The 22,676-nt window shown below is 39.6% G+C and carries 21 protein-coding genes and 1 pseudogene; 17 read left to right on the top strand and 5 right to left on the bottom strand.

Annotated elements, in window-relative coordinates; translation table 11 throughout:
• Positions 1-6: 6 nt before the first annotated feature.
• The 10 genes and pseudogenes from dapB (at position 7) to IYQ91_RS04065 (ending at position 11,503) form a co-directional block, all read left to right on the top strand.
• The gene (gene dapB, locus IYQ91_RS04020) at positions 7-774 is read left to right on the top strand and encodes a 4-hydroxy-tetrahydrodipicolinate reductase (protein WP_195673147.1); all 768 of its coding nucleotides are present in this window, start codon (positions 7-9) and stop codon (positions 772-774) included.
• A complete protein-coding gene (locus IYQ91_RS04025; protein WP_195673148.1) occupies positions 771-1,970 on the top strand; it encodes a CCA tRNA nucleotidyltransferase in 1,200 nt (399 codons plus the stop codon). The genes dapB and IYQ91_RS04025 overlap by 4 nt, the downstream gene beginning before the upstream one ends.
• Entirely contained in the window at positions 1,967-3,832 is a 1,866-nt protein-coding gene (locus IYQ91_RS04030) for an ABC-F family ATP-binding cassette domain-containing protein (protein ID WP_195673149.1), read from the top strand. Before IYQ91_RS04025 ends, IYQ91_RS04030 begins: the two co-directional genes overlap by 4 nt.
• 305 nt (positions 3,833-4,137) lie before the next feature.
• On the top strand, positions 4,138-5,184 hold the full coding sequence (gene pheS / locus IYQ91_RS04035) for a phenylalanine--tRNA ligase subunit alpha (protein ID WP_195673150.1): 1,047 nt from the start codon (positions 4,138-4,140) through the stop codon (positions 5,182-5,184).
• 5 nt (positions 5,185-5,189) lie between these two features.
• Positions 5,190-5,717: a GNAT family N-acetyltransferase gene (locus IYQ91_RS04040; RefSeq protein ID WP_106384292.1), complete on the top strand. Its 528-nt coding sequence runs from the start codon at positions 5,190-5,192 to the stop codon at positions 5,715-5,717.
• 123 nt (positions 5,718-5,840) lie between these two features.
• Positions 5,841-8,246: a phenylalanine--tRNA ligase subunit beta gene (pheT, locus tag IYQ91_RS04045; protein WP_195673151.1), complete on the top strand. Its 2,406-nt coding sequence runs from the start codon at positions 5,841-5,843 to the stop codon at positions 8,244-8,246.
• 90 nt (positions 8,247-8,336) lie between these two features.
• Positions 8,337-9,119 (top strand): DUF4037 domain-containing protein, encoded by a 783-nt coding sequence (locus IYQ91_RS04050; RefSeq protein WP_003031314.1) that lies wholly within the window; start codon positions 8,337-8,339, stop codon positions 9,117-9,119.
• A 143-nt stretch (positions 9,120-9,262) separates the two neighbouring features.
• A pseudogene (locus IYQ91_RS04055) lies at positions 9,263-9,825 on the top strand (TMEM175 family protein).
• Positions 9,826-10,197: 372 nt separating this feature from the next.
• Positions 10,198-10,782 carry a hypothetical protein gene (locus tag IYQ91_RS04060; protein ID WP_106101032.1) on the top strand — a complete coding sequence of 195 codons (585 nt, stop codon included), beginning with the start codon at positions 10,198-10,200 and terminating at the stop codon, positions 10,780-10,782.
• Positions 10,783-10,813: 31 nt separating this feature from the next.
• The gene (locus tag IYQ91_RS04065) at positions 10,814-11,503 is read left to right on the top strand and encodes a YjjG family noncanonical pyrimidine nucleotidase (RefSeq protein WP_195673210.1); all 690 of its coding nucleotides are present in this window, start codon (positions 10,814-10,816) and stop codon (positions 11,501-11,503) included.
• A gap of 145 nt (positions 11,504-11,648) precedes the next feature.
• Here the strand turns inward: IYQ91_RS04065 and IYQ91_RS04070 are convergent, their stop codons facing one another.
• From IYQ91_RS04070 to gorA, 4 genes are all read right to left on the bottom strand, one after another.
• Positions 11,649-11,933, bottom strand: a complete 285-nt coding sequence (locus IYQ91_RS04070; protein WP_195673153.1) for a hypothetical protein — start codon at positions 11,931-11,933, stop codon at positions 11,649-11,651.
• 101 nt (positions 11,934-12,034) lie between these two features.
• Positions 12,035-12,508: a GNAT family N-acetyltransferase gene (locus tag IYQ91_RS04075; protein ID WP_195673154.1), complete on the bottom strand. Its 474-nt coding sequence runs from the start codon at positions 12,506-12,508 to the stop codon at positions 12,035-12,037.
• A gap of 155 nt (positions 12,509-12,663) precedes the next feature.
• Positions 12,664-13,200 (bottom strand): biotin transporter BioY, encoded by a 537-nt coding sequence (locus IYQ91_RS04080; protein WP_021001832.1) that lies wholly within the window; start codon positions 13,198-13,200, stop codon positions 12,664-12,666.
• A 703-nt stretch (positions 13,201-13,903) separates the two neighbouring features.
• Positions 13,904-15,253 carry a glutathione-disulfide reductase gene (gene gorA / locus IYQ91_RS04085; protein WP_195673155.1) on the bottom strand — a complete coding sequence of 450 codons (1,350 nt, stop codon included), beginning with the start codon at positions 15,251-15,253 and terminating at the stop codon, positions 13,904-13,906.
• Between the two features lie 260 nt (positions 15,254-15,513).
• On the opposite strand from gorA, the gene IYQ91_RS04090 reads away from it, so the two are divergent.
• From IYQ91_RS04090 to IYQ91_RS04100, 3 genes are read left to right on the top strand one after another with little or no spacing between them, the layout of a single operon-like run.
• Positions 15,514-16,668 (top strand): efflux RND transporter periplasmic adaptor subunit, encoded by a 1,155-nt coding sequence (locus IYQ91_RS04090; protein WP_126467151.1) that lies wholly within the window; start codon positions 15,514-15,516, stop codon positions 16,666-16,668.
• The gene (locus IYQ91_RS04095) at positions 16,652-17,344 is read left to right on the top strand and encodes an ABC transporter ATP-binding protein (protein ID WP_003024078.1); all 693 of its coding nucleotides are present in this window, start codon (positions 16,652-16,654) and stop codon (positions 17,342-17,344) included. The genes IYQ91_RS04090 and IYQ91_RS04095 overlap by 17 nt, the downstream gene beginning before the upstream one ends.
• Positions 17,344-18,621, top strand: a complete 1,278-nt coding sequence (locus tag IYQ91_RS04100; protein WP_195673211.1) for an ABC transporter permease — start codon at positions 17,344-17,346, stop codon at positions 18,619-18,621. Before IYQ91_RS04095 ends, IYQ91_RS04100 begins: the two co-directional genes overlap by 1 nt.
• Positions 18,622-18,724: 103 nt before the next feature.
• Here the strand turns inward: IYQ91_RS04100 and IYQ91_RS04105 are convergent, their stop codons facing one another.
• Entirely contained in the window at positions 18,725-18,895 is a 171-nt protein-coding gene (locus tag IYQ91_RS04105) for a DUF3042 family protein (protein ID WP_003024081.1), read from the bottom strand.
• A gap of 77 nt (positions 18,896-18,972) precedes the next feature.
• Here IYQ91_RS04105 and miaA point away from each other — a divergent pair, with 77 nt between their 5' ends.
• From miaA to rnz, 4 genes are read left to right on the top strand one after another with little or no spacing between them, the layout of a single operon-like run.
• Positions 18,973-19,857, top strand: coding sequence for a tRNA (adenosine(37)-N6)-dimethylallyltransferase MiaA (gene miaA, locus IYQ91_RS04110; protein WP_195673156.1), 885 nt, complete (start codon positions 18,973-18,975; stop codon positions 19,855-19,857).
• On the top strand, positions 19,850-21,088 hold the full coding sequence (gene hflX / locus IYQ91_RS04115; protein ID WP_195673157.1) for a GTPase HflX: 1,239 nt from the start codon (positions 19,850-19,852) through the stop codon (positions 21,086-21,088). The genes miaA and hflX overlap by 8 nt, the downstream gene beginning before the upstream one ends.
• Positions 21,081-21,710 (top strand): cystathionine beta-lyase, encoded by a 630-nt coding sequence (locus tag IYQ91_RS04120; protein ID WP_195673158.1) that lies wholly within the window; start codon positions 21,081-21,083, stop codon positions 21,708-21,710. The genes hflX and IYQ91_RS04120 overlap by 8 nt, the downstream gene beginning before the upstream one ends.
• 10 nt (positions 21,711-21,720) lie before the next feature.
• Positions 21,721-22,650, top strand: a complete 930-nt coding sequence (gene rnz / locus IYQ91_RS04125) for a ribonuclease Z (RefSeq protein ID WP_195673159.1) — start codon at positions 21,721-21,723, stop codon at positions 22,648-22,650.
• Positions 22,651-22,676 lie beyond the last annotated feature (26 nt).

Here is a 22,676-nt window from a genome sequence, read left to right on the forward strand (position 1 = left end):
GATTCCATGAGTATAAAGGTCATTATTGCTGGTTTCAAAGGAAAAATGGGACAAGCTGCTTATAACATGGTGACAGAAGATCCTGCATTAGAGCTCGTTGGATTGCTTGACCCACTTACTCCAGAAAAAGAAGTAGCTGGTGTTCCCGTTTTTAATCAGAAAGAAGATTTGAGTGGCATAGAAGCGGATGTATGGGTTGATTTTACAACTCCTAAAGTGGCGTATGAAAATACTCGTTTTGCATTAGAGCAGGGCTTTGCACCTGTGGTCGGAACGACTGGATTTACATCGGATGAAATCAAAGAGTTAGTTGAGTTTTCTCGTCAAAAAGAGCTAGGAGGCTTGATTGCTCCTAATTTTGCTGTGGGAGCGGTTCTTTTGATGCAATTTGCAACGCAAGCAGCTAAATATTTTCCAGATGTGGAAATCATTGAATTACATCATGATCAGAAAAAGGATGCGCCGAGCGGCACAGCGATTAAAACAGCTGAATTGATCAGCAAGGTTCGCCCCAAGAAGCATCAAGGTGCAATGGACGAAAAAGAGTTATTACAAGGAGCACGTGGTGCAGAAATGGACGGCATGCGCATTCATTCGGTTCGTTTACCAGGATTGGTGGCTCATCAAGAAGTCATCTTTGGCGGTCAAGGTGAAGGACTGACACTTCGTCATGATTCGTACGATCGTAAGTCTTTCATGACGGGGGTGAATTTAGGTATTAAGGAAGTGGTCAAGAAAAAAGAGCTTGTCTACGGATTGGAATATTTGTTATGAGATTAAAAAATCTGCCTTCTGAATTTCAGGAGGCTTTACCAGTATTAAAGAAGATTAAGAATGCCGGTTTTGAGGCGTACTTTGTCGGTGGTTCAGTCCGCGATGCTTTATTGAATCGACCGATTCATGATGTGGATATTGCGAGTTCTAGTTATCCAGAAGAAACCAAACGTATTTTTGAGCGAACGATTGATGTCGGTATTGAGCATGGGACAGTTTTAGTCTTAGAAGATAATCATGAATACGAAGTGACGACTTTTCGGACAGAGGATATCTATGTAGATTATCGCAGACCGAGCCATGTCACGTTTGTTCGTTCTCTCGAAGAAGATTTAAAACGGCGCGATTTCACGATCAATGCTTTGGCTTTGGATGAAGCAGGGAATGTGATTGATTTATTTGAAGGGTTGGCTGATTTAGAAAATCAGATCTTACGTGCTGTAGGAATACCTTCGGAACGTTTCAACGAAGACGCTTTACGCATTATGCGAGGATTTCGTTTTCAGGCATCCTTAGGCTTTTCATTAGATACAGACACATGTAATGCTATGAAACTGTGTGCTCCGTTATTAGAAAAAATTTCTGTAGAGCGGATTTTCATTGAATTTGACAAATTACTGACAGCGTCTTATTGGCGTAAAGGATTGAAAAGTCTGCTTGCCAGTGGTGCAACAGACTATTTGCCTGACATGCGCAGCAGCCAATCTCAGTTGGAAACGATGTTTGATGTTAAAGCAGATTTTCAATTTACGAGTTCAGAGCAAGCTTGGGCTACTCTTTTAATGACTCTTCAAGTAAAAAATGTTAAAAAATTCCTCAGGCATTGGAAAACTTCAAATGAATTTCAAAAGCGCGTAGAGCAAATTGTCACGATTTATAATATTCGCCAAAGGCATTTTCTGGATAAGGAAGAATGCTATCGTTTTGAACTGGAACTGATGATACAAGCAGAAGAAATTCGTCAAGCACAGGGATTAGCTGTTGATTTTGAAAAGATTCATTCTACTTATGATTCACTAACGATTCATGATAAACATGAAATTGTCGTCAATGGCGGTCTGTTAATCAAAGAATTTGGCTTTAAGCCGAGTCCTGCTTTAGGACAGCTCTTGACTGAGATTGAGGCGGCTATTGTGAATGGTGCCTTGGACAACCGTCTTGAAGCTATCTTAGCTTTTGTAGAGGAGAGAAGATGAGTGACTTTATTGTTGAAAAGTTGACTAAAACGGTGGGAGATAAGACTGTTTTTAAAAACATTTCCTTTATTATTCATGGTTTGGATCGGGTTGGCTTGATTGGGGTTAATGGAACTGGAAAAACGACTCTTTTGAATGTTCTGTCTGGAAAATCTGGATTTGATGGGGACGTTAATCCTTTTTCAGCTAAATCGGGCTATAAGATTGGCTACTTAACCCAAGAACCGCACTTTGATGACGACAAAACGGTACTAGATACGGTTTTATCAAGCAATCTGCGAGAAATGCAGCTCATTCGTGAGTATGAGTTATTGCTGTCTAACTATGATGAAAGCAATCAATCTCGTTTAGAGAAGATTATGGCTGAAATGGATGCTCTTCAAGCATGGGAAATTGAAAGTCAAGTTAAGACGGTTTTGTCGAAGCTAGGTTTGACCGACTTATCTGCTAAGGTCGGCGACCTGTCAGGTGGTTTGCGACGCCGCGTGCAATTAGCGCAAGTCTTGTTAGGAGACGATGACTTATTGCTCCTTGATGAGCCGACCAACCATTTGGATATTGATAGTATCGAATGGCTGACGAATTTTTTGAAGAATTCCAAAAAAACGGTTCTCTTCATTACCCATGACCGTTATTTTTTAGACCATGTTTCGACGCGGATTTTTGAATTGGACAGCGGAGATTTGCTTGAATATCAAGGAAATTATCAAGATTACGTCCGTTTGAAAGCAGAACAAGACGAGCGAGATGCTGCCCTTCTCCATAAAAAACAACAGCTTTATAAGCAGGAATTGTCCTGGATGCGTCGCCAGCCACAGGCTAGAGCAACCAAGCAGCAAGCTCGAATCAATCGTTTCCATGACCTTAAGCAAGATTTAGCGGGTCAGCCAACTAACAGTAGTTTGGAAATGAATTTCGAAACCAGTCGTATTGGAAAGAAAGTGATTGAATTTAAAGATGTGGGCTTTGCTTATGGTGACAAGAAGATTCTTTCTCATTTCAATTTGTTAGTTCAAAATAAAGATCGGATTGGGATTGTGGGGGATAATGGTGTTGGAAAATCCACCTTGCTCAATCTAATTGCTGGGAAATTAGCACCTCAATCTGGTCAACTGACCATTGGTGAGACAGTTCGTGTGGCTTATTTCTCACAGCAAATTGAAGGGTTGGATGAGTCCAAACGCGTTATCAATTTCTTGCAGGAGGTCGCAGAAGAAGTTAAGACATCTGCGGGGACGACATCAATTGCCGAACTCTTGGAACAATTTCTCTTTCCTCGTTCCACTCATGGAACTTTGATTGAAAAATTATCCGGAGGAGAGAAAAAGCGGCTCTATCTTCTCAAGTTATTGTTGGAAAAGCCGAATGTTTTGCTGTTGGATGAGCCGACTAATGACTTAGATATTGCGACATTAACGGTGCTGGAAAACTTTTTGCAAAGCTTTGCCGGCCCAGTTATGACTGTTAGTCACGATCGGTATTTCCTTGATAAAGTAGCAGATAAGATTTTAGCCTTTGAAGAGGGAACTATCAGAGAATATTTCGGTAATTATACTGATTATCTGGATGAAAAGGCGTTTGAGCTAGAGAGCTCTGCCATTTCCCAAAAGTCGGAAAAGGAAAAAGTAGCAAAAGTGCGAGAGGAAAAGAAGCGCTTAAGCTACTTTGAAAAACAGGAGTGGGAGTCTATTGAGGGAGATATAGAGAAGCTTGAGGAGGACATTGCAGCTATTGAGCGGGAAATGCAGGAATATGCTTCGGACTTCGGTCGGCTCGCTGAACTCCAAAAAGAGTTGGATGGCAAAAACGATTTACTTTTGGAGAAATATGAGCGCTATGAATACTTGAGCGAGTTAGTATAGAATTGACTACTGTTTATAATGTGTGTCGAATACAATTGCATTTTTAAACAAGGTCTATTTACAAGTCCTATAAAATTTGGTATAATATCAACTAATTAAATAAGAATCCGCAAGACTAGTAGCTTAGGGGAAGTTTGACAGGGAGAAGAGCCAGAGACTGAGAGCTCTTTAGATGAAAACTAGGTGAATTCACTTGCAATAGGATTGAGAATTAAGGTCTGGGGAACCAGATAAAAACGGATGGTACCGCGTGTCAACGCTCCGCTTATGGAGTTTGGCATGCGGTTTTTATATTTGGAGGAATTATGTCAACCATTGAAGAACAATTAAATAAGCTTAGAGAAGAAACTCTGGCGTCGCTGAAAAAAATTTCAACTGAAAATGAAAAAGAAATGCAGAATCTGCGTGTTTCTGTCCTTGGAAAGAAAGGCTCTTTAACAGAAATTTTAAAAGGTATGAAAGATGTCTCTGCTGATATGCGTCCGATTATCGGGAAACATGTCAATGAAGCACGAGATGTGTTGACTGCTGCTTTTGAAGAATCTGCAAAGCTATTAGAAGAGCAAAAAATTACCAATCAGTTGGCGAATGAGTCAGTAGATGTCACCCTTCCTGGTCGGAAAATTCCTGCTGGGAATCGTCATGTTCTTAGCCAAACAAGTGAAGAAATTGAAGATATTTTTATTGGCATGGGCTATCAAGTCGTAGATGGTTTTGAAGTCGAAACAGACTATTACAACTTTGAGCGGATGAATTTACCAAAAGACCACCCAGCGCGTGATATGCAGGATACTTTCTATATTACAGAAGAAATTTTGCTGCGTACTCATACCAGCCCAGTTCAAGCTCGAGCGATGGATGCACATGATTTTTCTAAAGGACCTTTGAAGATGATTTCGCCAGGGCGTGTGTTCCGACGGGATACGGATGATGCAACGCATTCTCATCAATTTCATCAAATTGAAGGTTTGGTTGTCGGGAAAAATATTTCTATGGCAGACCTTCAAGGAACATTGCAGCTCATTGTGCAAAAAATGTTTGGAGAAGACCGCAGTATTCGTCTGCGTCCGTCTTATTTCCCATTTACAGAGCCGTCTGTTGAGGTGGATGTTTCTTGCTTTAAATGCGGTGGGCAAGGATGCAATGTCTGCAAAAAGACTGGCTGGATTGAAATTATGGGAGCTGGAATGGTACACCCACGCGTCCTTGAAATGAGTGGCATTGATGCTGATGTTTATTCTGGTTTTGCTTTTGGGCTGGGTCAAGAACGGGTGGCTATGCTGCGCTACGGTATCAATGACATTCGTGGCTTCTATCAAGGTGATGTTCGTTTTTCAGAACAATTTAAATAAATGCTATGTTAGTAAAAGTAAAAGAAGAACAGGCTGAAGTTCTACGAGAACTGGAAGTGCAAACTTATCAAGAAACTTTCGGCCCTTATATCAAAGCGGAAGATATGCAAGATTATTTTACCCATGAACTCTCCCTTGAGCAGATTCAGAAGGATTTGGCGCAAGTAGAGTCGGAGACTTATTTTGCACTAGATGAGAAAGAAAAGATTGTTGGTTTTCTCAAATTTAACTGGGGGCAAGCACAGACTGAGCCCGTAGAGGCAGAACACTCAATGGAGAATGCTTTTGAGGTTCATCGGATTTATGTTTTGAAATTTCATCAAGGACAAGGCTTTGGCAAGGAAATGTTTGATTTTGCTATGCAAGAAGCTGTCAAACGTGGCTTTTTCTGGGTTTGGTTAGGTGTTTGGGAAAAGAATTTTAAGGCACAAAACTTTTACTTTAAATATAGTTTTAAACGTTTTAGTGAGCATGAATATGCGACTGGTGAAACGGTTGATATTGACTGGCTCATTCGGAAAGAATTAAATTAAGCGAAAAAGCACTTGGCTTGGGCACTTGTCCCAGCCTCAAAAAGAAAGGAAATAATATGAGGCAAAATTTTTGAGCAGAAACAGTAGTTCTCAAAGATTTCTATGCACTCATATAGATGAATTATGCTAGTAAGTTATAAATGGTTAAAAGAACTAGTTGACGTAACTGTTCTGAGTGAAGAATTAGCTGAAAAAATGTCAACGACAGGGATTGAAGTAGAAGGGGTTAGCTCTCCTGCTGAGGGATTGTCAAAAATTGTAGTTGGTGAAGTGGTCAGCTGTGAAGATGTGCCTGAGACGCACTTGCATGTATGTCAAGTGAACGTGGGAGAAGAAGCACTTCGACAAATCGTTTGCGGCGCTCCAAATGTACGAGCAGGAATCAAGGTTATGGTAGCTCTTCCAGGAGCTCGTATTGCAGATAATTACAAGATTAAAAAGGGAAAAATCCGTGGTTTAGAATCCCTTGGAATGATTTGTTCCCTTGGAGAATTAGGCATTTCGGACTCGGTTGTTCCAAAAGAATTTTCTGACGGCATTCAAATCTTGCCAGAAGAAGCTGTACCGGGGGATTCCGTTTTTCCTTATCTTGACTTGGATGATGAAATTATTGAACTTTCTATTACGCCGAACCGTGCAGATGCGCTTTCAATGCGTGGAGTAGCGTATGAGGTAGCAGCTATCTACGACAAGTCGGTTCATTTTAAAGATTTTCCGTTGTTGGAAACACAAGAGCAAGCTGGAGAACAACTTTCTGTTGCGATTGAAACGGACAAGGCTCCTTTTTATGCAGCACGTATTTTGGAAAATGTAACCATTGCTCCAAGTCCGAAATGGCTTCAAAATCTGCTTATGAATGCAGGGATTCGTCCTATCAACAATGTAGTAGATGTAACAAATTATATTCTACTTTACTTTGGACAACCAATGCACGCCTTTGATTTAGATACTTTTGAGGGCAATCAAATTGTGGTGCGCGAAGCGCGTGCGGGTGAAAAATTAGTAACTCTTGATGACGAAGAGCGCGAATTAGAAACGAGCGATCTTGTGATTGCGGTAGCAGATAAGCCAGTTGCTCTTGCTGGTGTCATGGGTGGAGCTGCAACGGAAATTTCTTCTCAATCAAGCCGTGTAGTGCTTGAAGCAGCAGTTTTTGACGGAACTTCCATTCGTAAGACGAGCGGACGTCTCAATCTTCGTTCAGAATCATCCTCTCGTTTTGAAAAAGGAATTAACCTAGCGACAGTAACAGAAGCTCTAGATGCTGCGGCTAGCATGATTGCAGACCTTGCAGGTGCAACGGTACAAGCCGGTATCGTCTCAGCGGGTCAAGTGGACACATCAGATGTTGAAGTTGTTTCAACATTATCAGATGTCAATCGTGTACTTGGAACGGAATTAACCTATACAGATATTGAAGATGTTTTCCGTCGCCTTGGTTTTGGTCTTACTGGCGATGCAGAGAAATTCACGGTCAGCGTACCATGTCGCCGTTGGGATATTCACATTGAAGCAGACCTTTATGAGGAAATTGCGCGTATCTATGGTTATGATAAATTACCAGCAACTCTTCCAAAAGGTGACGGAACAGCTGGTCAATTGACAGAAACCCAAAAACTTCGTCGCAAAGTTCGTACAGTTGCAGAAGGTGCTGGTCTGACAGAAGTTATCACCTATGCTTTGACTACTCCTGAAAAAGCTGTGCAATTTAGCACTAATCCAAGTAATTTGACAGAGCTGATGTGGCCGATGACAGTAGATCGCAGCGTTCTTCGTCAAAATATGGTAGCTGGCATTTTGGATACTGTTGCCTATAATGTAGCACGTAAAAATAAGGACTTAGCTCTGTATGAAATCGGAAAAGTCTTCGAGCAAACGGGGAATCCACAGGAAGAATTGCCAACTGAAATCAACAGCTTTGCCTATGCTTTGACAGGTTTGGTTACTGAAAAGGATTTTCAAACTCCAGCTGTACCAGTTGATTTCTTTTATGCAAAAGGAATTTTGGAAGCACTTTTTGACCGTCTGGGTCTAAAAGTAGAGTACACAGCGACACAAGCATTAGCTGGTATGCACCCAGGTCGTACAGCGACTATTTCACTAGACGGACAAGTCGTTGGTTTTGTCGGTCAAGTTCATCCAGTAACTGCTAAGGATTATAATATCCCAGAAACTTATGTAGCAGAAATCAACTTGACAGCGATTGAACAAGTAATTCAACCAGCAAAACCATTTGTAGAAATTACCAAATTCCCAGCTGTAACACGTGATATAGCACTGCTTCTGAAAGCAGAAATCAGTCACAAAGAAGTCGTTGAAGCTATTGAGGCTGCTGGTGTGAAACGCTTGACAGATATCAAATTATTTGACGTCTTCTCAGGTGAAAAACTGGGACTCGGTATGAAGTCAATGGCTTACACCTTAACTTTCCAAAATCCAGAGGATACTCTGGAAGATGAGGAAGTAGCTCGTTATATGGAAAAAATCCAAAAGTCTCTTGAAGAAACGATTGGTGCAGAAGTGCGGTAAGACATGAAAAGCTCCTAAATTGAAGTTTAGGAGTCTTTTCTTGTAGTAATATAATGTATAATAAGGAAAAATTTTATATCGGAGGAGAAAATGACAGTTTTTACACAACTTTGGAAAGCATTTTCCAATTTACCAGAAGTGACAGCGATTGCCTTAGGCGGATCTCGTAGCGGAGAAACTTATGATGAGACTTCGGACTATGATTTATATATTTACTGCACGAGCATTCCAGATGAAGACAGTCGGAAGTTGATTTTGACCCAATATTGTTCTTATATGGAAATAAGCAATCAATTTTGGGAATTGGAAGACGACTGTACCTTAAATAATGACATTGATATTGATATTCTTTATCGGAATATTCGTGATTTTGCGCGAGATATTGAAAATGTCGTCGAAAAGCACCAAGCAGGAAATGGCTACACCACTTGCTTTTGGCACAATTTAAAAACCTGCAAGATTCTTTATGATGCTAATGGAGAGTTCGGAAAATTGAAAAAACGGTTTGACGTTCCTTTTCCTCCAAAATTAAAAGACAACATCATTTCACGAAATTTCAGTCTGTTAACCGGGCATTTGCCATCCTATGATACGCAGATTTTAAAAGCGGCAAAACGAAAAGACTTTGTCAGTGTCAATCATCGGGTAGCAGCCTTTTTAGAATCCTATTTTGACATCATTTTTGCAGTTAATGAATTGACCCACCCCGGCGAGAAGAGAATGATATCATATGCAGCAGCGCATGCGAACCTTCTTCCTAATCAATTTGAGCAATCTTTAAATACTTTACTAATGAGCATTACTGCTAGCCCTGAAATTCTTGAAAAACAATTAAAAGATATGATTGCAAATTTAGCAGAAATTTTATCATAAAATTCTCTGCAAATTGAATTGTTGAGGACTAAAAAACGGCTTAAGCCGTTTTTTAATGCTTTTGATTTACAACTGTAAAAGTGGTATAATGTCACATATTTTAAAGAACTATTTAAAAGGAGAGAAAAATGAATCGTCAAGTAATGGATAAAGAGCGTTTAGGGCTTTTATTGATGCGGTGATTGCTATTATTATGACCATTTTGGTATTGAAACTGGAAAAGCCGAGAACCTTTGATTTACAAGGCCTATGGGAGCTCAGAACTAATTTTTTTGCCTATGGATTGTCCTTTTTCTGGCTCGGTGCCATGTGGGTAAATTTTCACTCTTCATCGCAGGTAGTGGAGAAGATTAGTCAAAAAACAGTCTGGGCTGCTATAGTCATGCTTTTCTTTTCATTATTTTTCCCTTATATGACAAAATTAGTTGCTTCAAATTTTAACAATGCTACTATGCGAGTATTTTATGGAGTCATTGTTCTGTTGATTTCATTCTCAGTCCTTTGGTATTATCACACATTGGTCGAAGTCAATCAAACAGCAGAAATTGAACAATTGAATATCAGTCGTTTGCATTGGATGAAGTGGGACATTGCAATTAAAATTTTAGGAATCATTCTTTCGTTGACGATTTTCCCAGCTGCAGAAATATTTTCAGTGCTCATTACACTTTGTGTACTTGTCATTCCAAATCAATTTAGATTATAAATGAAGAGAGTGTTGTTCCAGCTTTTTTCTAATAAGCCCAAAATTTGAAGATGAAGTAGCTGATTATGAAAAACACTGTTTGTTAATACTGTATGATATAATAAGTCTAGCAAATTATAACTAGGAATAGTGTGGAAGTTCAAGATAACAATGGAATAAAAAGAAACAATTATTGAGCTCTTGAAAAGTAGGTCAATGAAACAACGTGAACTTGCTGAATCTATCTACGGAGAGGAAAATCACACATTGAATATCTTAGATGAATTAAAAAAACTAGAGACAGAAGAAATTATTATTCGTCATGACGATAGACATACCTATGATTCTTTAACAGATTCTGTTCTTTCTGTTTTACAGACTTCTCGAAGTACCATGCTTGTGCCTAGACCAACTGTCATGGAAGTTGAAAAGTATTTGCAAGAGTGGGCTAACCTTGAAAGCTATAAATTACAAGAAACTGCATTAGATCGCTTGTTTTTTGAACTATCACCGAAAAATACAGATATTTCAGATATTCTGTTAAAGGTTGCAACACTAAATGACTTTTATAGTACTAATATTTTTTCAATATTTCCTGTAGCAAAACATATTTTATCACTTGATATTGATGAGAGGTTGAAGCGTGGTGATATTTTTCTAGTAAATGAAATTCAAAATATAACCATAAAAGAAGGTGTGCAGCGAAAATTCTATTCTTTTGCAACTAAGTATTGCTCGCATCACAATCCTTTAGCCTATCCCATATACGATAGTTATGTTGAAAAGGTGTTGAAGTACTTTAGAAAAACAGATCACTTTGCAAAGTTTAAGAATGCTGAGTTAAAGGATTACCAGCAATTCAAAAATCTAATTCTGACCTTTAGAAGTTATTACGGACTAGAGCAATTCAATCTTAAACAAATAGACCAATATTTATGGCAGCTGGGAAAAGAATATTTTCCAAATAATTATAAATAGTTTGTATCCCCTAGAAAGGAAAATGGCAAAATTGCATTACAAATTTCTACTATTCGATCTTGACCATACCTTGTTAGATTTTGATTTGGCGGAGGATTTGGCTTTGACTGCTTTTCTAAAAGAGCAGGGTGTGGCTGATATCCAGGCTTATAAAGACTACTATATTCCTATGAATAAAGCTCTTTGGCGGGACTTGGAACAGGAAAAACTGACCAAATCTGAGCTGATTAACACACGCTTTTCTCGTCTCTTTAACCACTTTGGTGTGGATAAGGACGGTGTTGAGTTGGCTCTCCATTACCAGCAACATATTGCCCAGCAAGGTCAGACCTATACTGGAGCTAGTGAGCTCTTGGATGTTTTGACAGAGGCGGATTATGAACTTTACGCTGCTACCAATGGTATCGGTTTCATTCAGACTGGTCGACTGGCTCACTCGGATATCTCCCCCTATTTTAATCAGATTTTCATCTCTGAGCAACTCCACACGCAAAAACCCGATGCTCTATTTTTTGAAAAAATAGCAGAGCTAATACCAAATTTTGACAAAAATCGAACTCTAATGATTGGAGATTCTTTGACAGCAGACATAGCGGGCGGGAACAATGCAGGCATTGATACGGCTTGGTATAATCCTAAAAGTTTGAGTAATCATACGCAAGCGAAACCGACTTATAATTTTCAGTCCTATCAAGATTTGTTGGATTTGCTGATAAAATAATAAGACAGAGATCATATCACCTCTGTCTTATTATTTTATAGTTTATTTTCGTGCTATCCAAGCCATTAGAGTAGAAGCTAGAATGGCTAGAAAAATAATTACTACCATGGCTTTAGGAGTGGCCATCTGAAAAAAGAGCGAGGAGCTAGGAAGAAAGGATCCCACTTCCGTATTGGAGAGAGCCAAGGAGAGCGGCTGCTGAACCTGTCATCGAATCCTCTGCGCTATTGAGAGCTGTGGCAGTAGAACATGCTGCAACGATACCATTGGTACTAAAAATGAGAAGCATAGGAAAGACGACTGCCCAAAGACTACGAAAATTTCCAATATTAAACAGTAGTAGTAAAAGAGCAAAAGCAAGAGCACAGCTAGTGGCAATGCGCAAGAGATTTCGTAGAGAAAAACGATCAACTAACCGACGATTAAGCATACTGATGATTGAAACCCCGATAATATTGATACCGAAGAAAAACCCGTAATGTTCTGCTTTGTCGCCGTTTTCTTCTCTTCTCTCTTATTCATGAACTTTTCCTATTTTTTAAAAACTTTTTCCATGATAGTTTCTTGTGGTTTAAAACCTTGATGTTCATAAAACCGTAAGGCACCAGCGTTATCATTCCATACATTAAGGGTTAAGTTGTAACAGCCCATTTCTTGGGCAAATTTTTCTGCAAAATGGCAAAGCTGCTCACCAATTTTTTGACCACGAGCATTTTCATCAATACAAAGGTCTTCAATGAAAAGTGTTTTGATAGGTGTCAATACGAGACTGTGTGGTTCTTTAATGATGCAAAAGAGGTGACCCAAGATTTTACTTTCTTCATTTTCATAGACAAAGATTGGTGTATGTTCTTGAGACATCAGTGTTTTCAATTGTTTATCGTTGAATTTGCGACCACTCTCTTGGAAAATGTCTGGTCGGACGTTGTGATGAACAAGCAAGATTTGCTCTAAGAGATTATTGAGTGCTGGAATATCGCTTGGGACTGCTTTTCTAATAGGCATGGTGAGCTCCTTTTGGTGACCGTCGGTTATTTTTTTTAAAAATATAATAGGACTGTTGGTCATTTTTGTCAAGAAGAAAATGAAAAAATCTTTTTGAGCAATGTAAAAAGAACCCACAACACGTGAGTTCTAATAATGGGAGTGAGACAACTTTATCAATTTTTAAAGTAGGGATGATCTTTTAAGCTTTTAAAAATAGGTCTACTGATAAAGCTAATTGCAATCAGTTTTATGAAATCTGGTAAAATGAAGGGGATGACTCCGACTGTAATAGCTTTATCAAGTTGAAAACCTGCTAGAAACATTAAACCAAGTACACCACCGACAAAAACCAAAGCATCTCCGAGTAGATTTGATACGAATATCGTTAAAAAGCTGCTATTTTTGGAAGTTAGACTAGCTGTTATTAGGGCGTAGAACAAATAAAACCAGAGATAACCTGCATTGGGACCGACAAGTGCTTGAAATCCACCGCTTCCTCCTGCAAAAACAGGAAGACCGATAGCGCCTAAGAGAAGATAAAGAGCGACTGCTAATAGAGCTTCTTTTCGATGAAAAATAGTAGCCACTAAGCCAATTGCCATATTTTGCAAAGCAAAAGGAACTGGACCGATAGGAATAGTAATCTGAGCAAAAACGGCTATCAAAGCTGCGCCAATTGCTGGTAAAACGAGTGTAAATGATTTTTTCATAATTGTAACCCTTTGTTTTATAATATGGTAACTATTATAAAACAAATAAGAAAAATGTCAAGGGTTAAATAAAAAGGCGAAAGCATAGCCTGAATTCACCTTTTTATCAAAATATTTACTTTTTCCGCGATATTGCTTTCCTTTTATTTTTACTGCGAAGGAATAATATCAAAAATGCAATTAGTCCAAAGACATTTAAAAAGATAAGTAAGACAGTTGTCAGAATTGTTTTGGTCTTTTGCATAAAAGCACCTCCTCGTAAAATCGCTTTAATATTATCATGACAAAATGTACCTCTTTATCAACTAAAAAATCACAGGAAAAAGGAGAGACTGGGCAAAAATTGTCCCAGTTTCTATTAGATTTAGTAATAAACGAATAACGTAGCTCCAACAATTCAGTGAATTGTTAAAGGCGGGAAATCAGCCTTGTACAGCAAGGCACTATGATTGGGCTCTTCATTCACTGTTCAAGCTCGGAAGAGCACCTAATCACCCTTGCGGGGGTGGGACTACGAACTAAAAATCGAAAACTTTTAGTTCTGTCCCACTCCCTAGCAGATAAAATGAAAGAATAAGTTATGGGATGAGAAGAAGTTATCGTGTAAACTAAAATAGTCAGAGACGTTGGCAGCCATTCTGACTATTGAGATAAAAATGGAAAAACTCTGGGAGGAAGATATTTATGAGAAGCGTCTCTACGATTAACGCATGGTGACAAACTCTTCTGAACCGGTTGGGTGAATGGCGACAGTCGCATCAAAATCTGCTTTGGTAGCTCCCATTTTGATAGCAACTGCAAAGCCTTGAATCATCTCATCAACTCCATAGCCAATTCCGTGGAGACCAATGATTTTCTCATCTATCCCCATTGTAATGAGCTTGAACTTGGCTTGTTGTCGGTGTTGGGTGACAGCTGAATACATGGAAGCAAAGTTAGAAGTGTAAATATGGATACTTTCTGCTCCGTATTGTTGAATTGCCTGTTCTTCGGTCAAGCCAACTGTTCCAATCGCTGGGTGAGAGAAGACAACAGTTGGAATGTTAGAATAATCCATTTTAGCTTCAGTTTTTCCATTAAATAAGCGTTCGGCTAAGGTACGACCTGCTTTGATAGCAACAGGGGTTAATTCTTTTTCGCCTGTAACATCTCCTAGAGCATAAATACCCGATGTTGCTGTATTTTGAAATTTGTCAACTGCTATAAAGCCACGAGAATTTAGGGTAACACCAGCCGCCTCTAAATTCAACCCTTTGGTGTTTGCAATGCGCCCAGTTGCCCAGATGACGTGTTGAGCGGTGTGGCTCGTTCCGTCCTCGAAGGTAATACGAATCGCTCCGTTTTCAAGTTTTTCAAGCCTTTCTGGTATTTTGTGCGTATGTAGAGTAGGACCTGATTTCTTCATTTCTTCCACAAGACCATCGATGATATAAGAATCAAAATTGCGGAGAGGACGATCTCGACGAACGAAAAGGTCTGTTTTTACACCCAGAGCATGAAGAAGTCCAGCTAGTTCAACTGCGATATAGCCGGCACCAAGAATGGCAACGGATTGAGGGAGTTTTTCCCATGCAAAAACATCGTCAGAGGTTTCACCGAATTCTGCTCCGGATACTGCTGGAATATGAGGGTGAGCACCAGTTGCGATGACAATATGCTTGGCTTGGATAAGCTCGCCGTTGACTTCAACTGTATGGCGGTCTATGAATTTGGCGCGACCTTCAATCAACTCAACGCCATTTCGATTGAAACTATTATTGTAAGAATTGCGGGCACGATCAATATAGGCTTCGCGATTCTTCCGAAGCGTCTTAAAGTCAAACTGCTGATTATCCGAAGTAAAACCATAGTCTGGTCCATAATCGCGAATGGCTTCGGCAATCTGGGCGCCATACCACATGATTTTTTTAGGAACACAGCCGACGTTGACACAGGTGCCCCCTAATTTCTTTTCTTCAATAACGGCAGCTTTTGCACCGTGTTCTCCAGCACGGTTCATGGTCGCAATTCCTCCACTACCGCCCCCAATAGCAATGATATCAAATGTTCTCATACGAGTCTCCTTTTTATCTGTAGTATGAAATTATTGTAACGTTTTTAGAAAATGATTGCAAAAATCTGCTACAAAAATTGATAAAAGGCTTGATTATTTGATTGTATTATTGTATTATATATTTAATACAACACAAAATAACTAGAAAGAAGGTAGACGGATGTTAAAAGAGTAAAGGATTTCTTATAGATGTTATCTTATTTTTAATCGTATGTGTTATAATATAAAGAATAGACCGTTTTCATCAGGAGGAGAAAGAGATGAAAAAATTGAAAAAGTGGCAGTTGTACAGCTTGATTGGTATAACTGTGGTTGTCGTTTTAGGAGCGATAGGTACGATGTTATTGTTTAATGGTAATAGTACTGCTGATAAAGATAAAGAAGAAACGATTCAAGTGCAGAAAGCAAAAGAAGGGTCAGTTGCTTCATCTGTTTTGCTGTCAGGAAATGTTGCGGCTAACAATGAGCAATATGTCTATTATGACGGGACAAAGGGCGATTTGGATAATGTTCTTGTAAATGTTGGAGATCAAGTTACAGCCGGACAAGCCTTAGTTCAATACAAGAGTGTGGAAGCACAAGCTACATATGATGCTGCTGTTCGTGCTTTAAACAAGATTGATCGCCAAATTTATGATTTGAAAACGTATGGAACAACTGTTGATGTGACGGGTGATGAAGCGGCAGATAATAAAACAACTGCGTCTGCACAACGTTCGGTGGATTCTCAATTAAAGGATTTGCAGGACAATCGCGCAGATGCTGTGGACAATATCAATAAAGCACAGGCATTACTAGATGCAACGACTGTCATCAGTACAAATAATGGAACTGTAGTAGAAGTCAATCGTGATGTTTCTAAATCTACGACAGGTACTAATCAAACACTCGTTCATATTGTCAATAACGGAAACCTGCAAGTGAAGGGAGAGCTATCAGAGTATAATCTGGCAAATCTTTCAGTTGGACAAGAAGTGACGATTACGTCCAAGGTCTATCCAGATAAGAAATGGACTGGAAAAATCAGCTATATCTCAAATTATCCAAAAGACAATCAAAATACAGCAGCAGCTGGTGCAGGTACTGCAAATTCAGGAGCAAAATACCCCTATACAGTAGATATTACAAGCGAAATTGGTGATTTGAAGCAAGGATTTTCCGTCAATGTTGAAGTAAAAAACAATACAAGAGGGATTCTAGTGCCGGTCAGCAGCGTTGTTTCTGAAAACAATAAAAACTATGTTTGGACACTAGAAAAAGGAACTGCAAAAAAAGTGCAAGTGACACTAGGAAATGCAGATGCTAAAAATCAAGAAATCTCATCTGGTTTGACAAAAGATAGTAAAGTTATCACCAATCCAACAGATAGCTTGAAAGACGGTCAAGAGGTGAAATCGTATGAAGAAACTCATTGATTTAAAAAATGTTAGCAAAAGTTATCGCAATGGAGATCAGGAGCTTCAAGTTTTGAAAGATGTTCATTTAGAAGTTGAAGAAGGTGAATTTGTTGCGATTATGGGGCCTTCTGGCTCAGGAAAGTCAACCTTGATGAATATCATTGGTATGTTGGATCGCCCAACGAGTGGTGAATATTACTTGGAAGGTGAAGAAGTTGCCAAGCTCAGTGAGAAAAAGCTAGCCAAAGTGCGTAATCAGCAGATTGGCTTCGTTTTCCAACAATTCTTCCTCTTGTCAAAATTAAATGCTCTTCAAAATGTAGAACTTCCTTTGATTTATGCAGGGGTTTCTCAATCCAAACGGAAAGCTTTAGCAGAGCAATATCTTAAAAAAGTTGAGTTAGAAACGCGGATGCACCATTTACCATCAGAACTTTCTGGTGGGCAAAAGCAACGGGTGGCTATTGCGCGTGCCTTGGTCAATCATCCCTCCATTATCTTAGCAGATGAGCCGACGGGAGCCTTGGATACCAAGACGGGTGAGCAAATTATGGAATTGCTGACGGAGCTAAATCGTGAAGGAAAAACCATTATCATGGTCACTCATGAGCCTGAGATTGCAGCCTTTGCAAAACGACAAATCGTTATTCGAGACGGTGTCATCTCATCAGACAGTAAGAAAGGAGAAGCATGATGCAGAATTGGAAATTTGCAATCAACTCCATTATGGGGCATAAAATGCGCTCTTTCTTAACGATGTTGGGCATTATCATTGGTGTTATGTCTGTTGTGGTTATTGTGGCTCTAGGAAGTGGTATGTCCAATGCCTTCACAGATGTTTTGGGTGGTGCACAGCAAGATGTTTCCTTATTTTACTCACACAAGAGAAGTAAAAACGGTGATGGTGTTATGACGTATCAAGAGATGCGTGACGATGCTGAAAGTGGAAATGGTGATGAGACAGTTTCGACAGAAGAAGAGCCTCAAATCCAAGAAGTTTGGGTCAAGCAAGCGGTTAATGATATTAGCGGAATTGACAATTATTATGTTACAAATAACACAACCGCTACAGTAAATTATGGTAAGAAAAAGGCGGACAATATTCCTATAACAGGTATCAATTCCACTTACTTTACGGTAAAGAAATACCAAATCGTTGCAGGACGGACATTGAAATCAAATGATTATCAAACATTTGCAAGAGTTGTATTACTGGATACGAAACTAGCTGATATTCTTTTTGGAGGTGCAGATAAGGCGCTCAATCAGATTGTCCAGCTGGGATCTAATAATTACCGTGTGATTGGGGTTTATAAAGATCCGAATGAAACGCGAAATCGCTTAGCCAATATGAACAACGGAAATTTACTAATGGCTAACACTCAGTTGGCAGCTGAATACAATGTTGCTGAGATTATGAATGTCGTGGTACATGTTAAAAAATTAGATGATGTGCTGAAAGACGGAAGCGCAGCTGCGCGCTTGATGACAAAATTGTCTGGTGTGAGAGAAGGCGAGTACCAAATGTTCGACCAAGCTGGTCAATTGGCTGCGATCCAAAGTCAGGTTGCCATTGTGCAAGTGGTTTTTGGAGCGATTGCCGGGATAGCACTTCTCGTTGGTGGTATCGGTGTCATGAATATTATGCTTGTATCGGTAACAGAACGAACCCGTGAAATCGGTCTTCGAAAAGCCCTTGGGGCAACCCGTGGCAATATCTTGATGCAATTTGTCATTGAGTCAATGGTGTTGACAGCGATTGGCGGTTTGATTGGGCTTGCTTTAGCAGCTCTTATCGTGGCATCTATCGGTCATAGTTTGGATGCATTTTTCGGAGCTCCTCCAACCATTACGACAGTATCTGCTGTCGGAAGTGTACTCTTTTCTGCAACTATCGGGATTGTTTTCGGTATTTTGCCAGCTAATAAGGCTTCTAAATTGGATCCAATCGAATCCTTGCGTTATGAATAAAAAACTGTCTTTTATAGTATGAGAAAGAACGTGTAAAAAAACTCCAACAGATACTCATTTTTCTAGTGAGTTATCCATTGGAGTTTTTATAATATATAAGCTATTAATGTGATACACGTTTGCGAGCTGCTTTTTTACGGTTTTCTTCGATGAAAGCTGCTTTCTTTTCTTCAGGTTCAATCACTTTTTTCTTGAATGTATAAACTGCACCTGCAACAGCAGCAACAGTACCAGCTACGCCAGTTACAACACCTTTAACAAATCCTTTAGCCATGAGATTTCTCCTTTTCTGAACTTTATTTATGTTATAATATATAGTAACGAAAAATTAAATTTTTTTCAAGGGAAAAGATGAAAACCAAGATAATTGTAATTGTAGGACCAACTGCTGTCGGAAAAACAGCTCTCAGCATAGACCTCGCAAAACGTTTCAATGGTGAGATTATTAGTGGTGATAGTCAGCAAGTGTATAGAAAACTGGACATCGGAACGGCTAAAGTCACTCCAGATGAGCAGGAGGAGATTCCTCATTATTTGATAGATGTACGGGAAGTGACCGAGTCTTATTCAGCTTTTGATTTTGTAAAGGAGTCCGAGGCTGCTGTTGAGATGATTGTAGCAAAAGGGAAACTGCCGATTATTGCAGGCGGAACGGGGCTTTACATTCAAAGTTTGCTGGAGGGCTATCATCTGGGTGGTTCAGCTTCTCATGAGGAGATTTTAGCTTATCGAGCTGAGCTAGATTCTTTGAATGATGAGGAGCTATTTGGCAAAATAGCAGAGCTGGGCATCAAAATTCCCCAGATTAACCGCAGGCGGGCTATGCGAGCGCTGGAAATTGCTCATTTGGGGAATGAACTTGAAAACAAACAGACTGACTATGAAGCCCTGCTGATTTGTCTGGACGATGATCGAGAGATTCTCTATGAGCGTATCAATCAGCGAGTGGATCTAATGCTAAAGGCTGGACTTTTAGAAGAGGCGAAGTGGCTCTATGACAACTATCCACATGTCCAAGCCAGCAAAGGAATTGGCTACAAGGAACTTTTCCCTTACTTTGCCGGAGAGTTGGCCTTGGAGGAAGCTATCAATAAACTTAAACAAAACACTCGCCGCTTTGCTAAACGTCAGCTAACTTGGTTTAGAAATCGCATGAATGCTACTTTTTATCAGGTTTCAGATCCGAATGTCAAAGAACGGATTATGCAGGATATAGAGGAATTTTTGAATGATTGAAACAGAAAAACAGCAGGAACGAGTGATCCTTATTGGAGTGGAATTGCAGGGAATAGAAAATTTCTCCATGTCTATGGAAGAATTAGCCAGTTTAGCCAAGACTGCTGGTGCTCAGGTGGTTTCCTCTTACACTCAGAAACGAGAGAAGTATGATAGCAAGACTTTTGTTGGTGCTGGAAAATTAGAAGAAATCAAGCGTATGGTAGAAGCAGATGAGATTTCCACCGTCATTGTCAATAATCGTCTGACACCTCGCCAGAATATCAATTTGGAAGAAATTCTAGGGGTCAAGGTTATTGACCGCATGCAATTAATTTTGGATATTTTTGCTATGCGGGCTAGGAGTCACGAAGGAAAACTTCAAGTTCACTTGGCTCAACTTAAATATCTCTTGCCTCGCTTGGTCGGGCAGGGGATTATGCTTAGCCGTCAGGCTGGGGGAATTGGTTCCCGTGGTCCTGGTGAAAGTCAGTTGGAACTCAATCGTCGTAGTGTTCGCAATCAGATTCATGATATTGAGCGTCAACTCAAAATTGTAGAGAAAAACCGCGCAACTGTGCGAGAGAAACGTCTGGACTCCAGTGTTTTTAAAATCGGTCTGATTGGTTACACTAATGCTGGAAAGTCTACCATTATGAATGCCTTGACGAACAAGAGCCAATATGAGGCGGACGAGCTTTTTGCCACTTTAGATGCGACAACAAAAAGCATCAATTTGACAGGTAGGCTGAATGTGACACTGACGGATACAGTCGGCTTTATTCAAGACTTACCGACCGAGCTAGTATCTAGCTTCAAATCCACTTTGGAAGAGAGTAAAAATGTGGACCTTTTAGTTCATGTGATTGACGCCAGCGACCCTAACCACGAAGAACATGAAAAAACGGTCTTGGCTATTATGAAGGACTTGGATATGCGAGATATTCCTCGCTTGACCCTCTATAATAAAGCAGACAAAGCAGAGAACTTTACTCCAACCTTAACTCCCTATGTCCTGATTTCGGCGAAAAATGAAAATAGCAGAACAGTTTTGCAGAATGCTCTGTTGAATAAGATGAGAGAACTTTTTGTCCCTTTTCGTATCAGGGTTAGTCCTAGCAAGGCTTATAAGTTACATGAATTGGAAAGTCTGGCAATCATTGATAAGAGAGAGTATCTGGAAGAAAGTGAAACAATTTCTGGCTATATAGCAGAAAAGAATAAATGGAGACTAGAAGAATTTTATGACTGATTATATCAAATTAGCACTTAAATATGGCGGTTTCACGAGCTTAGACCGTGTTTATCTAGGAAATGTTTTGGACAAGTTGTCCGATTCGCAAAAGTTGACCTTTATCACACCACCGCCAAGTGTTATAAATGCGTATTTTTCGGAACTCTATCAAAAAAAGAGTCCGGAAGCTGCAACGGATTATTTTTTAGAATTAAGTAAAGAATTGGCTCTTTTTAACGACCACCCTAACTTTGAAGAGGAAAAGCCTTTTATTCGCTTGAATCTTTCAGGTAGGTCTTATGGTTTCTGCTTTGAAAATGAAGTCGAAACTGGCTTGATTTTTCCGGAAACTCCAGAGGAAATTGAGCCCAATTTGCTTTTTGAAATTGCTCAGATTTTTCCTCACTATCTGGTTTATGAAGAGGAAAATGTCATTCGGATGATACCAGCAATTCCTGAAGAAGTAGTCCAAAAGCAGCCGCTCTCTGCTCTGACAGATCTTTATAAGCTAGCAGATGGTCGCTTGAAACTGGAAGGGTACAATCAGGAAGAGCTAATCCAGTTGGCTCAAGACTATGCTGGTCAGCTTTACTATCGCTCGCAGAATCGCTCTGCTATGATTTATATTAAAGAAAAATAGAAAGAAAAATATGCAACTACAATTTTTAGGTACAGGAGCTGGTCAGCCTTCTAAGGCTCGTAATGTTTCTAGTCTGGTTTTGAAACTATTGGATGAAATCAATGAAATTTGGATGTTTGATTGTGGTGAAGGAACCCAGAATCGCATTTTAGAGACGACGATTCGTCCCAGAAAGATTAGAAAGATTTTTATCACTCATTTGCATGGGGATCATATTTTTGGTCTACCGGGCTTTTTATCCACTCGATCATTTCAAGCTAATGAAGAGCAAACAGATATTGAAATATATGGACCGATTGGCATTAAAAATTTTGTCATGACGAGTCTGCGAGTGTCGGGATCGCGCCTGCCTTATCGGATTCATTTTCACGAATTTGACGAAAAACACTTAGGGAAAATTTTAGAAACTGATAAATTTACAGTTTATGCAGAGAAACTAGATCATAGCATTTTTTGTGTGGGTTACCGCATTATGCAAAAAGATTTGGAAGGTACGTTGGATGCTGAGAAATTGAAAGTCGCAGGTGTTCCTTTTGGCCCTCTCTTTGGTAAGGTGAAAAATGGAGAAGATGTAGTACTGGAAGATGGGACGAAAATTATAGCAGCAGATTACATTTCAGCTCCACGACCTGGCAAGATTATCACTATTTTGGGGGATACGCGTAAAACGCATGCCAGTGTGCGACTGGCTGTGAATGCAGATGTTTTGGTGCACGAGTCCACTTATGGTAAAGGAGATGAGAAAATCGCTCGCAATCACGGTCACTCTACCAATATGCAAGCAGCAGAAATTGCTAGAGAAGCTGGTGTCAAGCGTCTCCTTCTCAATCATATTAGCGCACGCTTTCTATCAAAAGATATAGGTCAAATGCGCAGAGATGCCAGTTCCATTTTTAAAAACGTTCACTTGGTCAAGGATTTAGAAGAAGTAGAACTATGAATTTTTGGCAAGGATAATTCTTAAAA

The organism is Streptococcus sp. HF-2466 (assembly GCF_015594645.1).
In the GTDB taxonomy this organism is placed as follows: Bacteria; Bacillota; Bacilli; order Lactobacillales; family Streptococcaceae; genus Streptococcus; species Streptococcus anginosus.